Source organism: Candidatus Marimicrobium litorale (assembly GCF_026262645.1).
Lineage (GTDB): Bacteria > Pseudomonadota > Gammaproteobacteria > Pseudomonadales > Halieaceae > Marimicrobium > Marimicrobium litorale.
In genome coordinates this window covers 1,916,772-1,932,722 of record NZ_SHNO01000001.1, presented here as the reverse complement: position 1 = coordinate 1,932,722, position 15,951 = coordinate 1,916,772, and the positions used below count along the sequence as shown (strand labels likewise).

Annotated in this window: 13 protein-coding genes; all 13 read left to right on the top strand. The window is 47.2% G+C overall.

Translation table 11 applies throughout. The features are described from left to right. Positions 1 to 32 precede the first annotated feature (32 nt). Positions 33 to 1,142 carry a DegT/DnrJ/EryC1/StrS family aminotransferase gene (locus EYC82_RS08595; RefSeq protein ID WP_279249124.1) on the top strand — a complete coding sequence of 370 codons (1,110 nt, stop codon included), beginning with the start codon at positions 33 to 35 and terminating at the stop codon, positions 1,140 to 1,142. A gap of 14 nt (positions 1,143 to 1,156) precedes the next feature. Continuing rightward, positions 1,157 to 1,831 (top strand): WbqC family protein, encoded by a 675-nt coding sequence (locus tag EYC82_RS08590; protein WP_279249123.1) that lies wholly within the window; start codon positions 1,157 to 1,159, stop codon positions 1,829 to 1,831. Then, a complete protein-coding gene (locus EYC82_RS08585) occupies positions 1,824 to 2,801 on the top strand; it encodes a hypothetical protein (RefSeq protein WP_279249122.1) in 978 nt (325 codons plus the stop codon). The genes EYC82_RS08590 and EYC82_RS08585 overlap by 8 nt, the downstream gene beginning before the upstream one ends. Further along, entirely contained in the window at positions 2,801 to 3,808 is a 1,008-nt protein-coding gene (locus tag EYC82_RS08580) for a sulfotransferase (RefSeq protein ID WP_279249121.1), read from the top strand. Before EYC82_RS08585 ends, EYC82_RS08580 begins: the two co-directional genes overlap by 1 nt. 111 nt (positions 3,809 to 3,919) lie before the next feature. Then, complete coding sequence (locus EYC82_RS08575) at positions 3,920 to 4,552, top strand: sulfotransferase (RefSeq protein ID WP_279249120.1); 633 nt, start codon at positions 3,920 to 3,922, stop codon at positions 4,550 to 4,552. Between the two features lie 92 nt (positions 4,553 to 4,644). Further along, positions 4,645 to 6,081: a lipopolysaccharide biosynthesis protein gene (locus tag EYC82_RS08570; protein ID WP_279249119.1), complete on the top strand. Its 1,437-nt coding sequence runs from the start codon at positions 4,645 to 4,647 to the stop codon at positions 6,079 to 6,081. Positions 6,082 to 6,258: 177 nt separating this feature from the next. Further along, on the top strand, positions 6,259 to 7,284 hold the full coding sequence (locus EYC82_RS08565; protein ID WP_279250672.1) for a glycosyltransferase: 1,026 nt from the start codon (positions 6,259 to 6,261) through the stop codon (positions 7,282 to 7,284). A gap of 611 nt (positions 7,285 to 7,895) precedes the next feature. Beyond that, a complete protein-coding gene (locus EYC82_RS08560) occupies positions 7,896 to 9,143 on the top strand; it encodes a hypothetical protein (RefSeq protein ID WP_279249118.1) in 1,248 nt (415 codons plus the stop codon). A gap of 97 nt (positions 9,144 to 9,240) precedes the next feature. Beyond that, positions 9,241 to 10,029: a glycosyltransferase gene (locus EYC82_RS18145; protein WP_423243901.1), complete on the top strand. Its 789-nt coding sequence runs from the start codon at positions 9,241 to 9,243 to the stop codon at positions 10,027 to 10,029. Further along, entirely contained in the window at positions 10,029 to 10,835 is an 807-nt protein-coding gene (locus EYC82_RS08555) for a glycosyltransferase domain-containing protein (protein WP_279249117.1), read from the top strand. Before EYC82_RS18145 ends, EYC82_RS08555 begins: the two co-directional genes overlap by 1 nt. Positions 10,836 to 10,988: 153 nt before the next feature. Beyond that, complete coding sequence (locus EYC82_RS08550) at positions 10,989 to 11,906, top strand: sulfotransferase (protein WP_279249116.1); 918 nt, start codon at positions 10,989 to 10,991, stop codon at positions 11,904 to 11,906. A 320-nt stretch (positions 11,907 to 12,226) separates the two neighbouring features. Further along, a complete protein-coding gene (locus EYC82_RS08545; RefSeq protein WP_279249115.1) occupies positions 12,227 to 14,344 on the top strand; it encodes a bi-domain-containing oxidoreductase in 2,118 nt (705 codons plus the stop codon). Then, on the top strand, positions 14,344 to 15,951 hold the full coding sequence (locus EYC82_RS08540; protein WP_279249114.1) for a heparinase II/III family protein: 1,608 nt from the start codon (positions 14,344 to 14,346) through the stop codon (positions 15,949 to 15,951). The genes EYC82_RS08545 and EYC82_RS08540 overlap by 1 nt, the downstream gene beginning before the upstream one ends.

Genomic DNA, 15,951 nt, shown 5'->3' with positions numbered 1-15,951 from the left:
CGGCTACCAGTTATTAAAGAAAGAACCCTGCTATGTCTGAACCCCCCATTTACGTTACTCAGCCCCATCTGCCGCCACTGGAAGAGTTTATTCCCTATCTGGAGCAGATATGGGAGAACAAGGTTCTCACCAATAATGGGCCTTTCCACCAACGATTAGAGCGGGCGCTATGTGATTATCTTGGCGTCGAATACCTGTCCCTGTTTACCAACGGCACCGTCGCGCTGGTCACAGCGTTACAGGCGCTAAGGATTGGCGGCGAAGTTATCACGACGCCTTATTCCTTCGCAGCCACGTCGCATTCGCTCCTGTGGAATAGCATCAAGCCGGTATTCGTAGATATTGATCCTGACACCTGTAACTTAGATGCGAGACTCATCGAACAAGCCATCACCCCGCAGACCACCGCCATTATGCCTATGCATTGCTACGGTAATCCCTGTGACGTTGAGCATATCCAGACAATCGCCGATACTTACGGCCTGAAGGTTATATACGATGCGGCTCACGCCTTCGGAGTAAAATACAAGGGTGAAAGCCTGCTTCGACATGGCGATCTATCGGTATTGAGCTTCCATGCAACCAAGGTGTTCAACACTTTCGAAGGCGGTGCGATTATCAGCCCTGACGCCAAGAGCAAGAAACGCATTGATCATTTAAAGAACTTTGGCTTCGTGGATCAGGTTACCGTCGTCGCTCCGGGGATCAATGGCAAAATGAGTGAGGTCAGTGCGGCCATGGGGCTGCTGCAGCTCGACTACATTGATTCAGTGTTAGCGCGTCGAAACGAAATCGAATTGCGGTACCGTGCAGCGCTAGCTGATGTCGAAGGCCTATCAATGCTGGAGCAGCCGTCAGACACGAAAGGAAATGCATCCTATTTCCCGATTTTTGTCGATGCAAACTATCCCCTGAGTCGCGACGCACTGTATCAGAAGCTGATAGACGCCGGCATTAATGGCCGACGCTATTTTTACCCGTTGCTCAGTGATATGCCGATGTATCGCGGGTTGCCGAGCGCTAAACCGGAAGCGCTGTTAGCCGCCCATCGCGTGGCGAACGCGGTGATATGTTTGCCCATATACCCCAGTTTAAATAATGAACAGGTCGACCGGATTACCGAGCTGATAGTAAGCCTCTGATGAGACTAGCAATCATGCAGCCCTACTTGTTTCCGTATTTAGGCTACTTTCAGCTCATCAATGCCGTGGATGCCTTCGTTGCTTACGATGACGTTAACTACATCAAGGGTGGCTGGATCAATCGCAATTTTATTTGTGCTAAAGATCATAAGCAACTAATTACGCTCCCTACGCAGGGAGCGAGCCCTAACAAGCTGATTAACCAAGTTTTGGTTGGAAATGGGTCACGCAAATTATTACAAACAATACGCCAAACATACTCAAAAGCCCCAGAGTTCCTTACTGTCTTTCCGTTGATCGAAGATATTTTCCATCAGGAAGAAGAGAACCTGGCTCGATTTGTAGATTACCAGCTTCGTCAGATTTGCGAGTATTTAGGCATCAATACTACATGGTATATATCTTCAGAGTTGAAGTACGACAAAGCATTGAGCGGACAAGAACGCGTTCTCGCAATCTGCGACGAAATGGGGGCCACACACTATATCAACGCTGAAGGCGGGCAGACGCTATACGATAAAGGCGTTTTTTCAAGTCGCGACAAGCAGCTCTCTTTTCTTCGAACGAAAACGACACCCTATCCTCAGTTCAGCAATACTTTTACTTCACACCTTTCGATTATCGATGTGATGATGTTCAATGATAAAGCGCAGTGCATGAAATTGCTTCAAGGGTATGAGCTTGTCTGACGAGACGCTTACTCCCATCGGAGGATACTTCGAATTAGAGTTGCCTAATAGAGTCGGATTCCCTTTTGCAGAAGCGAACAGGTTCCAGTCTGCCAGGGCTGCTTTCCTGGCCTTGCTTCGGGCAGGTAGGCCAAAAAGGGTCTGGATGCCGCGATATATTTGTGATTCAATGCTCGCGCCCTTGGAGCAAGAGGGAATCACCTATCTTTGGTATGAGCTGGATGATCAGCTGTTAGTTGACGAAAATTGCGAAATTGAGAACAGTGATTGGCTGCTCTATGTGAACTACTTCGGTATCTGCGACGTCAACGTTGCCGCATTGTTAAAAAGATTTCCGCCCGATCAGCTTGTGCTTGATTATTCCCAGGCTTTTTTTTCAACGCCTGCAGAAAATGCACTGGCAACAGTCTACTCGCCGAGAAAATTTTTTGGCGTGCCGGATGGAGGCTTATTGATGAGCCAGATTTCCATCTCAGCCCCAGAAATTCGGGATACAGGTTCTTTTGATCGGACGCCGCATCTTTTGAAGCGACTCGGTGAATCACCTGAGGCGGGCTATCCCTTTTATCAGACTGCCGAGGAGAGCTTAGGGCTATGTGAGCCTCAGCGCATGTCTCAGCTGACAGAAATAATCCTATCATCAATTGATTTCGATTATGCCGGCAAAAAGCGCCTGCAAAACTTTCGATACCTCCATAAAAAATTGGGCAAGCTAAACGCAATCGCTGTTGACCCGCTTCAGGCTTCTGGGCCGCTCTGTTACCCGTTTGCGACACAAGACAGCGCGCTTAGAAATCGATTGCTGACTGCGCGAATATTTGTAGCGACTTACTGGCATGAGGCCGTTGACAGAGTAACAGAGGAATGGGCTGAATCAATGATTATGAATCTCCTGCCCTTACCTATTGATCAGCGATATGGGCCGGCTGATATGGAAAGGATCATTTCCATCATTACGGGAGAGCACTAATGAGTTCAGAGGATGTGTCAATCTCCGAGAGGACTGGATCATTCGCTCGAAATGTTAAGTTAGAAACGTTATTAAAGGATATAAACTCATCGTTATCAGTGGCTGAGGAAAAAGCTCTCAGCGACTATAGGATGCCACAACTTCCTGTGATACTTATTGTTGGACCAATGCGCAGTGGAACGACTCTATTTATGCAGTGGCTGGCTAATACAGGCATTGTTTGTTACCCGACCAACCTGCTATCGCGGTTTTATCAAGCGCCTATAATCGGTGCAAAAATACAATTGTTGTTAACGGATCCTGATTATAGCTTTCGCGATGAGTTAGGTGAATTTATGCAGCAGGCAGAGTACAAATCACAGAATGGCAAAACTAAAGGTGTACTGGCGCCCAATGAGTTTTGGTATTTTTGGCGACGATTTCTAGCTGAGCCTGATCGCGATGTGTGGACGGATGATGAATTGCGCCAAAGCATGGATACGCAGACCATGTTGAGAGAGTTGGCGGGGATTATCGACGTATTTCAGAAGCCCTTTGCCGCAAAGGGCCTGCTCTTTAATAATAATATTCCGTTTTTAGATTCCATTATTGAAAATGTACTTTTTGTGCAAATTGAACGTGATCCAGTCAGCAACGTAGCGTCTGTGCTTGACGCCAGAAAAAAACAACTTGGACGTGAAGATCAATGGTATTCGTTCGAGATACCGGAATATGAGGAACTGAAGCATCTCCCACCCCTCTCTCAAGTCGCTGGCCAGGTACATTATATAAACAAGGCTGTTGCAACGGGGATGGGCAAAGTAAGCGCAGCAAGAAAAATCACGATCTCCTATGAAAAGTTTTGTGCAGATCCCGCGCAGGTTTTTACTGAAATGACCAAAAAACTTGGACTTTCTCACTGTAAGTATGACGGGCCTAGCCATTTTAACATCACAAGAGCTGGAGATATCCGCAATCAAACTGAAATTGAAAGTGCGATCCGTCTTTTTGCAGGGGGTTTGCCATGAGATGCCTACCTTATATTGCACAGCGTTCGCCTGCGGTCTTTAAGAGTATAAATTATGAGCCTAAGGTCTAATTTAAAGTGGCAGGTAAAATCGCGGTATCACAGTCTTCTGGTGAAAGACAAAGTAAAATATTTTTGTATTGGGCGTAATAAAACTGGCACAACGTCGCTAAAAAAGGCATTTGAAGATTTAGGGTTTATTGTTGGTGACCAGCGAGCGGCGGAGTTGCTTGCGGATCGTCATTACTTTGCTGGTGATTTTGAGGAAATCATAAAGTACTGTAAAACTGCTCAAGTTTTCCAAGATGTACCATTCAGCTATCCCAATACGTTTAAGCATCTAGACGTCGCATATCCGGGAAGTAAGTTCATTCTTTCCGTTCGGGATGACGCTGAACAGTGGTATCGATCGCTAACCGCGTTTCATTCCAGACTATTTGGAAACGGCCAAATCCCTACCGTGCAGGACCTGCATAATGCTGCCTACGTCAGGCCTGGCTTTATGTATAACACGGTACTACTTCATGGTACCACTGACGAAGACCCCTACAATAAAGAGAAAATGATTGCGCACTATGACAGTTACAATCGGTCCGTGATTGAATATTTTAGTACCAGGCCAAACGACCTATTAATACTCAATGTTGCTGACGAGATCGCGTACCAAAGGTTCGCCGACTACCTTGGGATTGCGTCCACGTCTTCTGGTTTTCCGTGGGAGAACCAGGCGCGAGCCTCGAAATAGTGGCTCGTTTCGTTAGGTTGCGGTCGTCTTATGCATTTAATTTTTCATGAGTCCGTTTTTGGTAACAGCGCTTAAAAATTAGGATATATGCCGTGCTTCATTTGAAAGCGAGGTCTGCCGTGTATTGGAGCAGCCTCGATATATTAGTGCGCCAAGGTTTAAAGTTCGTCGTTACAGTAATTCTTGCGCGCTTACTGGTGCCCGAAGACTTCGGAACTGTGGCACTGCTAGCCCTGTTTCTCGGCCTTGGTGCCCTGTTTGTAAATGGCGGCTTTTCAGCGGCGCTGATACAGAAGCAGGACGCAACGCATACCGATGAGTCGACGATTTTTTGGTTCAATATCGGTGCCGCTGTGGTAGTGACACTTGCGTTAATTGCGCTTTCGCCTTGGATCGCGAGATATTTTGAGCTGCCAGTTTTGCGCCCTTTGACCATGTTGATGGCGTGCAATATTTTTATCAGTGCATTCGGCACGATTCATACTACGTTGCTAACGAAGCAACTGAACTTCAAGGCACTCACTATTGTTGGTGCCGTGGCGACCGTTATTTCAAGCGGGCTAGCAATTTATCTCGCCCGGTCTGATTACGGTGTTTGGTCGCTGGCTTGGCAGCCAGTTTCGGCGACTATTTGCACCACTCTGCTGCTGTGGGTTTTTAGTTCCTGGCGCCCATTAATGACCTTTAGTGGGAGTTCGTTCAACAGCTTGATGGCGTTCAGTGGCTGGATCTTTGCCGCTAGCCTATTGGATACGATCTATCAAAAAGGTTACACCCTACTGATAGGCAAGTACTACGGCACTTACGATTTAGGTATCTACAATCAGGCGGACAATACCCAAGCAGCCCCGAGCTCAATGTTAACAACCGTTATATCTCGGGTAACCTTTCCTCTGTTTTCAGCGATTGCTGATGATGCGGTGCGGTTACGACAGGCAGTGCGCCTATCTTTACGATCCGTAATGCTTATTACTACGCCTGCGATGCTTGGGCTCGCCGTGCTTGCCACGCCAGTTGTCAGCGAGGTCTTCGGCGAGCAATGGCTACCCGCAGCGCCCCTATTACAGATTTTGTGCCTCGCTGGACTATTGTGGCCACTGCACTTGATCAACGTCAATGTTTTAAGGGCGCAAGGCCATGCAAAGCTTAGTTTTCGATTGTCGATGATTAAAAAGAGCCTTGGCGTTGTATTGCTTGTCGCTGGCACTTTCTTTGGCTTGACAGGCATAGCCTGGAGTCGCGTTCTTTCAAGTACGCTAGGGCTAGCTATCAACGGGTATTATACAGGCAAGTTTCTCGACTACGGCGCGTTCGAACAAGCCAAGGATTATTTACCAGCTATAGCGACGAGTGTGATGATGGGTGCGGTGGTGATACTTTCGGATCGCTGGATCGAAATTGGCGGAGCGACTGAGCTCCTGTTCCTGATTGTCATCGGAGCAGTATCCTATAGTGTATTTACCTTACTTTTAGGTCTGAGCGCCCTAAAAGACTCGGTGGAATTTATGGCCGGGCGGAGATCGTTGTGATTATAGGGTTGGCAGCACATCATGAATTCCCAGCGTAGTCATTCGGGGCCAGAGGCGTGATGCCTCTTTGCTGCGAGATTGTCTTTCCTGCATCTGTCAGAACCGGAAGACACGCATACGCTTGTCTACGAGCTTCTCTTATTCATTGCAATTTCAGTGTGGGTACATAAAGAAAATATGATTAGCAGGACGCAAAATCAGATTACAAATGGTTGGAACGAGACGGAAACGATCGCTGTCAGTGTCGTGTGTACCACATACAATCATGAGTTATATGTGAGGGAGGCACTAGAAGGTTTTCTAATGCAGGAAACCGATTTCCCCTTTGAAATTATTATTCACGACGACGCCTCTACAGATAAAACAGGGGAAATAATTCAAGAATACGTGTTTAAGTATCCGGAAATAATTCGTCCTATTTTTCAATCAGTAAATCAGTATTCCAAAGGAGGATTCAAACCACTCGTTTATGCAGCTGGATTTGCAAAGGGTAAATATGTTGCTCTTTGTGAGGGCGATGATTATTGGATCGCCCCTGAGAAATTACAGACTCAAGTAGACCTGCTTGAAAAAAATACAGAAATCGATTTTGCTTTTCACTCTGCTCTGACTAGGGCGGAATCTGTCATCCATGATACTCATCGTTGGGATTATGGCAGAGACAGAAAATTTTCTCTGCACGAAGTAATCATGAGTAGTCGGAGTTTTGCGCCAACCTGCTCTTATTTTTTCCGCCGAGAAAGTCTAACTAGGCTACCCGATTGGTTTTTTACTATGGCTCTGGTTGGTGATTACTATCTCGAGATATTTGGCTCGCAGAGAGGCGGCGCAATATACACGTATAAAGCAATGTCAGTTTATCGAGCCGAATCTATTGGGTCATGGACGGAAAGAAATATTGGGAATGTTGCTCGAGTAGAGGAACTAACTGCAGCGTTTTTTAAAACCATTCCTCACTTTGCCGAGTACCTAAATTGCTCTGTGGACGTTTTCTCGGCGCGCCGTGCAGAAAAACACATAGAGCTCTGTCTTTTATATTTAGGTGAGCAGAATTTTTCTGAGTTCAGAAGACATATCGACGCCAGTTTTGAGCAACACGCTGATCTTTCTCCCCGTCAGAGATACATATATCGGCTTAGGCGACTCCCAAGACTCCTTCGGTTTCTAATCCAGTCACGAGCTAAGTTAAAAAGTAGCCTATAGTTAAGTTTGGCTTCCGAATAATGGGTGTCATATCCTCTAGCCGAAACGGTGTTGGTGTTCGGAAAAAAAACGAAGGACTGAGAGTCACTAGCTGTGGTCAAGTTCAGTGCTGGTCGACTTGATGCGACCAGTAGCCATTGAGCGGAGACAAAAACCTTGTTAATTCCCTTGAGATAATAGTCTCGATTAGATGAGTAAACTACAGCCTTCGTTAGCGGAAGGAAAACTGATAGCGGTATGGCTTGTCCAGTCTAGTAACTGACGAAAAATTATTGTAGGTAACCCCTTGAGCGCACTGTCTGTTGCGATTGACACAGTTATAACTCTTCGGAATTATTGCGTAAGTGCATGAGTAGTCGAGAATTTGTTTTTACTACCTTGCGATAACAGGCACCGTAGTATGGGCTTTAGCGTTATAACAGCGATAAAGAAATTCGCGCTAGCAGCTCTATTCTCATCAGCTCCCGTCAGTTATCAATGGGGTAATTGCTGGTTAGGCTACATTTCGAACTCGCCTGGAAAATGGGGCCATCACGAATTGTCGCTATGATTAGTCTACATTGAATAAAAGACTTGCATGAATGGCCAAATAGGTAAGGAGAGCTTTTTCGTTGACGAAAATAAGACGTAGTACGGCAATACATTACATCCTGTTAGTGACAATGCTGATGCACCTGTTCAACTTTACTGTTCTTGGTCCAATTTCATTGAGTATAGTAGCGTTGCTTCTGGGCACTCTCTTTGCACCTTTGCTGCTAAACGTACGGGCACAAATACCTCCTAGGAACCAAGCCTTACTTGCGGTTATCGTAGTTGCGATCCTCATGGTATTTATCGATGCGCTAATCTTATTCGATCTATCAAGTGCTACCAGTGTTTTTATCCAACTAAAAGTTGTTTCAAGCTGGATTTATATCACCTTCTACGTTTTCGTTGGATATAGGTGCTATGAATATATTTTTAGCAAGAGATTATTGCGAGGGTTGGCAACAACGAGCCTACTTGTAAGTACGCTGGTGCTCATTCTCATAATTGTGGGTCCTGCTGGAAGCTCTAGCGCTGTGCGCTTAACGTTACAAGAAGCTCTCCCGGGTGGTATTAATGGCTTTCTCCTGTCGACATTTTTTCTTCAGGTTGCAGCCTTTTCTGCTTACCGAGACACCCGTTATATCGGCAGAAAACTTATTTATTCCCTGGCTATGGCGCTACCGCTTCTCAATGGACTGCTTTTAGGCTCTAGGCAATATAGCTTCTCGATTGTTCTTTTTTTTATGCTCTGGGCCCTGGCAACCGGCAAGCTAAGTAACCGTCTACGTAAGCTTATAATTGGCGGGCTTGCCTTGGGATTTGTGTTTCTGATTTTAATGCTTGTGCCATTCATGCGTACTGTATTTATGGAGCGTTTTAATGTCGTGCTCGGGCGAATTGACAGGCAATACGACCCCAGAATTGTCCTATTTGAAAAAGTTGAGCCACTTTTGAAGGACTATACTTATTTTGGTAGGGGGCTGAACTGGACTCGGAATTACCTGCAACATTCGATGGATAGCGGTTATCTTGAATTTTTCATAGATTATGGTCTGATAGTATCAGTGGTTTTTATTACGGCACTGCTTTTTACCCATATTAAACTTTTTTTGCGAGCGTCGTCAGTTCTAAGGAAGTATCGTGGCGCTACACATTTAATGTTTCTTTTTTACACGGGTATTTACTTTTTTTGGTATGCATTCTTCAACGAGGTCTTGCGTGATTACGTCGTGTGGGTTTTTCTAGGAGCATTGATCGCGATACAGCCACGTAGCCGTCTGTCGAGCCTATCGTCGACACCTACAGTGTTTCGTGTGTCGCCGTTTAATTAGTTATAGGGCTCTGTTTCATTTTCAAAAAATCTTCAGAGACGAGGGGCGCGCGGAAATGAGGAATAGTTAAAACGGGTATCAGTTAGGGATATATTTTATGGAAGCACGGAGAGTTTGCTGGGTCACAGTTAATTATCTTCAAGAAGATTTTGTGGCCAAGTGGGTCGATAGTATCGAGGCGCAGAATACTAACCAATCTTCAGATATTTTTGTGGTTGACAACTCGAGTTCGATCGCGGATTTTCAGTCCCGAGAAGACTTTTTGTGTTTGAGACCCGGCGAAAATCTCGGATACTTTAGAGGGTTTAACCATTTCTTGCAATGCGTAGATTCTTCGCAATATCAATGGATTGTTTTCTCCAATCCAGATGTTGAGTTCAATCGAAATTTTATAACTACGCTAAACTCTTGTAGCGATGTTATTGGAGATGTCGATGTAGTCGCGCCGAGAATCACCACGGAGGACGGAGAGGAGCAAAATCCGTCCGCAGAACGGAAGAGATCTCGATTAAAGAGGGCCATATTTGACTTCCGATACTCGAACTATTTAATTTTCAGGGCTTCTTTTCTGGTTGCTAAATGGCTCAGAGGCCCCGCGAGCAGGAATCCAAATTTAGATCAACGAGAGATATACCTTTGCCATGGCTCGTGTTTCGTTACCAGGCCAGAATTTTTTACAGATGCGAAAAGTTTAGATGACAGAGTCTTTTTGTGGGGTGAAGAGCCATTACTCAAAGAGCAATGTGAAAGGCAAGGAGGACGAATAATTTTTTTACCAGATTGTGAGGTTACTCATGCCTCACACAGTGTGACTGGAAAGATTCCTTCGAAAGATAAATTTCGGATTTTAAGAGAATCCTACAAAGTATATCGAGAGCATATCTAATGAGCGTAGATGAGTCGCTGATTGCGAGTTTGAGTTCTTTAAGGAAGAACGGAACAAAAGCTCTGCCTGATAAGCGGGTTGTGATCTACACCTGCGCGACAAATGGCTATAGCTTAGTGCCACAGATCCCGCCTAGTATAAGGGCGCTTTTTGACTTTGTTTGTTTTACGGACGACCACGATTATGAGCCGCCATCAGGCTGGGTCGTTATTCATCTAAATTTTTCACTAGCTAATCCTCGTTTAACTGCAAAAGCGCTCAAAGTGCTGCCACATTTTGTTTTTCCTGATTACAGATACACGCTCTGGGTTGATGCCAATTTAGGTTTACTGGAAGGTGCTCCTGTCTACATTGATTCCTTTTTAAATTCAGGGGCTGAGATAGGGTTGGCGAAACATAACAGACGAAGTTGTATATACGATGAAGCTCTCGAATGCATGCGCTGGGGAAAGGACAAGAGTGAAAGAATTGAGCTCCAAGTTAACACTTATCGTCGTGCAGGCTATCCTGAAAACGCGGGGCTTTACCAAGGCGGATTTATTATGCGACAGCAAAACGCCAAGGTATGCAAGCTCGCAATGGAAGATTGGTGGGGGCAAATTGTGAAACATAGTATACGCGATCAGATTAGTCTTCCGGTCATAATTAGCAGAAATGAGCTCACGATTTATAAGTTAGAAACTACAGATTTTGTTTTGGCTGTAGAAAAAATAAAGCATAAAAAGTTCACGATGTATCATACAGGCTTCTCGGTAAGGGATAGACTTCGAGCGTTTATTGCAAGCCTGATATATCGAGTTCGCTAGTCCGTAGAAATGTACAAGCGGCGATAGGTATCTATTGTTGCGTCACTTAGAATATAGGTTTTAAAATTCCATATTAGCTTAAATTTATTAGGCAGAGGGGATAATTTTTGATAGACATCATTGCATCGGAAGTACGGCGTTCAGATTTTTAGCATGGACAATATGATTTTTATAATAGGCGCGGCTAGGTCTGGAACAACGCTGTTGGCTAAAGAGATTTTTGCTTCGGACAATAGGTTTTGTTACACAGGCGAAGTTGATTTCCTTTGGCGATATGGAGCGGGTTATCGAGCAGGAGATTTGCGGAGAGATGCCTCTGATAGGCATCTATCTTATATTAGGTCTTGGATGTCTGAATTCGCTGAGGCTAACGGTGGGAAGATAGTGGTCGACAAGACCCCATCAAACTGTCTTAGGGTGCCTCTGCTGCGGAAAGCATTCCCGGACGCCAAAGTGATTCATATTGTTCGGGATGGCAGGGCGGTCGCATTCTCAGCACGGGAAGAGTGGACGGCTGTGGGAAAATATTCTCTTGATAGCGCAGATTTTAGAAAGTCTTCTAAGTTAAATCAACTTCGAGACCTCTGGGTGCGTCGACTTCGACTCAGGGACAGGTTGCGTAATTTCTATTCCTTTATTGAATTGGGGGCAGAGTTGCCTAAAGCTTATCGTTCAATATCAAGAATAGTATCGCCGGGAAGGCAGAGATTGTGGGGGCCTCGATTCCCAGGGGTTAGAGAACTCATGCGTGAAATGACGGCACTTGAAGTTTGTGCACTGCAATGGGAGTTCTGCGTTAAACAAGCTCATTCGGATTGCCTTAAACAATTCCCTATTAACTACCATCTTCTTAGGTTTGAAGACCTGATAGCCACACCAGAAAAATGTATTGATGAGTTATACGAATTTCTTGGAATTGCTTCACCTAAAACTGTCAAGACTTTAGAACAGGTAAAGATCTCTGATCGCCCGGATAGTTGGCGCCAGCATCTAAATCGTGATGAGATAGATCAGCTAAATCTTATACTGGGTCCGCAACTGGCTCAGTTCGGATATAGAAGCGCTAAATAAGTGAGAGGAACTGTGGCGTTTAGCTGGTTTTCGATAGATGCATTGATGCGGGTTGAATCGCGGAGTCATTCCTATTGAGTTTTTTCTCAGGGCTGGAGTCGAGTTGGCATTCTCGCTCCCAAAAATTTAGAGCCACAGTTATTTTTGGAGGTTTGAGGCTAGCTTTAGATTGGATAGCAAATCTTCTTAACATCTGCATTGTATGGGTTTCATCAAATTTTAACTTTACGCGGTACTCGACTAGCGATAGATTCTAGAGGAGATGGTAGGTTATTGTCGCGTTGGTCGAGTTAATTTTCTCTGGGTTGATGAGAAATAACATGAAAAAAATATTCCAAGATTTAAAATCCGGCGAAACGCGAGTTGAGGACGTTCTCAGTGCGCAGGGCGCCCGCAATTGCTTGCTAATCACTAGCCTTAAGTCGTTGGTGTCGGTTGGCACAGAGCGCATGCTGGTCGACTTTGGCAAGGCCAACCTGGTTGATAAGGCGCTGCAGCAGCCAGACAAGGTTAAGCAGGCGCTTCAGAAAATCGGTACCGACGGGCTCATGCCCACGGTAGAGGCCATACGTTCCAAGTTGGATCAGCCTCTCCCGCTTGGTTATTCCAATGTGGGTATTGTGTCTGAAAACGGGGGCACCTCGTTTAGCATTGGCGATCGAGTGGTCTCCAATGGGCACCATGCTGAGGTTGTGCGCGTGCCAAAAAATCTCTGTGCTCTCATTCCTGATAACGTTGATGATGAAAGTGCCGCCTTTACGGTGTTGGGCGCAATTGCCCTTCAAGGGACACGCCTGGCTCAGCCAACGCTGGGAGAGGTGATTGTTGTTACTGGTTTAGGGCTGGTCGGTCTGCTAACAGTTCAGCTGTTACGTGCCCAGGGCTGTCGGGTTCTGGGTATTGATTTTGATTCCCATAAGTGTGAGTTGGCGCGGTCTTTCGGCGCATCAGTGGTAGACCTTTCCAAAGGGGGAGACCCCCTTGCTGTGGCTCAGGTCTTTTCTCGTGGGCGCGGTGTAGACGGCGTAATTATCACTGCCAGCACCAAAAGTAATGAGCCGGTGCATCAAGCGGCCACCATGTGCCGGCAACGCGGTCGCATTGTGTTGGTGGGGGTGGTGGGCCTCGAGCTTTCTCGTGCAGATTTTTATGAGAAAGAACTTACCTTTCAGGTGTCCTGTTCCTATGGCCCCGGCCGCTATGATTCCGACTACGAAGAAAAAGGCTACGACTACCCCGTTGGTTTTGTGCGCTGGACGCAGCAACGCAATTTTGAAGCGGTGTTGGATATGATGGCCAGTGGCGCGCTGGATGTTAAGCCGCTTATCACGCATCGCTTTGCTATTGATGAAGCCCCCGAGGCTTACAAGCTGTTAGATACACGCGGCACGCTGGGTATTGTTATCGACTATCCCAATTCTGCTGATGCTTTGGCTGTAAACACCGTGCCGCTGACGGCTCTAATTGACTATAAGCCTGAAGAGGTGGTTTGTTCTTTTGTCGGTGGCGGTAATTACGCGTCACGGGTGCTGATACCGGCCTTTGCTGAGGCTGGCGCCGGGCTGCATACGCTGGTTACCAGTGGCGGGGTAAGCGCGGTGCATCAGGGTAAAAAATACGGCTTTGCCCAGGCGTCTACTGATTTGGAGGCTTCTCTAGTCAACGAGGCTATAAACACGGTAGTGATCTCCACTCAACACAAGCTACATGCACAGCAGATTATTGCTGGCCTGAATGCGGGTAAGCAGGTGTTCGTTGAGAAGCCTTTGGCATTAACGCTGGACGAGTTGGAGTCTATCGACTCGGCATGGCAAGTCGGGCAGGGTAAGAGCCGCTTGATGGTCGGCTACAACCGTCGCTTCTCACCCTTAACCGTCACTATGAAAGTGCAGTTGGATAAATGCGCTGGACCCAAAACGTTTATCCTAACCATGAATGCTGGCGATATTCCCGCAGGCCACTGGACGCAGGATAGAGAAATGGGGGGCGGCCGCGTTATCGGTGAGGCCTGTCACTACATCGATTTACTCCGCTTTCTTGTGGGCGCGCCTATCAGTGGGTTCACTGCCGCAAGCTTGGGCACAGCAGCTGGAGTGGGCATCACCGAAGACAAGGCTAGTATTACCCTTACTTTTGAAGATGGTTCTATGGGCACTATTCACTACTTTGCCAATGGTGGGAAAGCCTTCCCCAAGGAACGGATAGAGGCCTTCGGGGGTGATGGTGTTTTACAGCTGGATAACTTCAAGCGCCTCAAAGGGTATGGTTGGTCGGGATTTAAGAGTCAGCGCTTGCTGAGTCAAGACAAGGGGCAGAATGCTTGTGCTGCTGCTTTTGTTGAGAGCATTCGCAGCGGGCAGCCTACACCGATTCCCTATGACGAAATTATGGAAGTAGCGCGAGTCAGCATCGAAGTGGCGGAGCAGCTGCGCGGCTGATGCTGAAGCTCGTTCGCACGGCGCGTTACCTCAAGCCGGTTCAGGTTACTAATCGTCTCACCCGCAGGTTTACTAAGCCTCGCTTACGGCAAGGCGATGCTCCCGCGCTCAAACCCTCCACTCGCCGCTGGCAAACTGTGGCGCCTTTGCCGGCCTCAGTGGTTGATGCCAATACTGCGTGCTTCCTGAATGAACCCGGGCCGTTACTGCAATGGCAAAATCCGGATAAGAGCCATCTCTGGCTGTATAACCTACATTATTTTGATGACCTGCACGCAGAGCATTCCGCACAGCGTGCCACTACTCATCGTGAGTTGATTAGCCATTGGCTGCTGGGCAACCCCCCTATGGATGGCGTGGGTTGGGAGCCATACCCTCTCTCACTGCGTATTGTGAGTTGGGTGAAGTGGTTACTGGCCGGTAATGAGCCTGTGACTGGTATGTTGGACAGTTTATCTCAACAAGCCCATGTGTTGAGGCAGCAGTTGGAGTATCACCTGCAGGGTAATCATCTGTTGGCTAATGCCAAGGCGCTGGTATTTGCTGGGAGTTGTTTTGAAGGTGAGGATGCGCAGGAATGGCTGCGTAAAGGGTTGGCTCTTCTGGATGAGCAGCATCGGGAGCAGTTGCTTGCTGATGGGGCGCATTTTGAGCTGTCGCCGATGTATCACTCTATTATTTTGATGGATATTTTGGACGTGGTTCAGTTGGGGCAGTGCTATCGGGGGGAGGAGATTGCTCGAATGAATTCGAAACTCCGGGCGCGGGCGGCGTTGATGGCGAGTTGGCTGGAGGGAATGTTACATCCGGATGGAGGCATTCCGTTTTTTAATGATGCTTCTTTTGGTATCACGCCGGAGCCGCAGGCCATCCTTGATTATGCGCATAAGCTCGGTGTGGTTCGGCCTGTAGCTGACGGCACTACCCATTACTACGATGCATCAGGCTATATGGCGGTGCGTCAGCATAACCAGGTGGCTCTATTAGATGTGGCAGCCATCGGGCCGGACTACATTCCGGGCCATGCCCATGCGGATACACTGAGCTTTGAATGGTCATTGTTTGGCGAGCGCGTGCTGGTCAATTCCGGCATCTCGGAATATGGCCTAAGTGCAGAACGCTTGCGCCAGCGCGGTACCGCTGCTCACAATACGGTTGTGGTGAACGGTAAAGACTCCTCTGAGGTATGGAGTGGCTTCCGGGTGGCGCGGCGGGCCAGTCCGTTTGAGGTTGAATTGCGGACGGCTGAAGCTAGCACCATCGTCAAGGGTTCTCATACCGGGTATCAACGGCTACGGCCCAAGGTGACGCATTCTCGAGAGTGGCGGGTGGAGCCAGGTGCCCTGACGGTAAAAGATTCGCTGCGCGGTGAATATAAAAAAGCAGCAGCTTTTTTTCACATCCACCCCACCGTTTCTGTGGAGTGTGAGGCAGAGTTGTTCGTCCTCAATTTGCCAGGCGGCCAGCGTTGCGAAGTAACTGTTATCGGGGGCCGTGCGGTTTTGGACGACAGTACCTGGCATCCAGAATTTGGCCTTAGCCGGCCGAATAAGCGCATTGCCGTAACGTTTTTAGCCCCGACAATCGAGACGACATTTAGTTACTAA

Coding starts and splice junctions, on each gene's coding strand:
- EYC82_RS08595 (WP_279249124.1), top strand. CDS start 33: ATGTCTGAACCCCCCATTTACGTTACTCAGCCCCATCTGCCGCCACTG.
- EYC82_RS08590 (WP_279249123.1), top strand. CDS start 1,157: ATGCAGCCCTACTTGTTTCCGTATTTAGGCTACTTTCAGCTCATCAAT.
- EYC82_RS08580 (WP_279249121.1), top strand. CDS start 2,801: ATGAGTTCAGAGGATGTGTCAATCTCCGAGAGGACTGGATCATTCGCT.
- EYC82_RS08565 (WP_279250672.1), top strand. CDS start 6,259: ATGATTAGCAGGACGCAAAATCAGATTACAAATGGTTGGAACGAGACG.
- EYC82_RS18145 (WP_423243901.1), top strand. CDS start 9,241: ATGGAAGCACGGAGAGTTTGCTGGGTCACAGTTAATTATCTTCAAGAA.
- EYC82_RS08555 (WP_279249117.1), top strand. CDS start 10,029: ATGAGCGTAGATGAGTCGCTGATTGCGAGTTTGAGTTCTTTAAGGAAG.
- EYC82_RS08550 (WP_279249116.1), top strand. CDS start 10,989: ATGGACAATATGATTTTTATAATAGGCGCGGCTAGGTCTGGAACAACG.
- EYC82_RS08545 (WP_279249115.1), top strand. CDS start 12,227: ATGAAAAAAATATTCCAAGATTTAAAATCCGGCGAAACGCGAGTTGAG.
- EYC82_RS08540 (WP_279249114.1), top strand. CDS start 14,344: ATGCTGAAGCTCGTTCGCACGGCGCGTTACCTCAAGCCGGTTCAGGTT.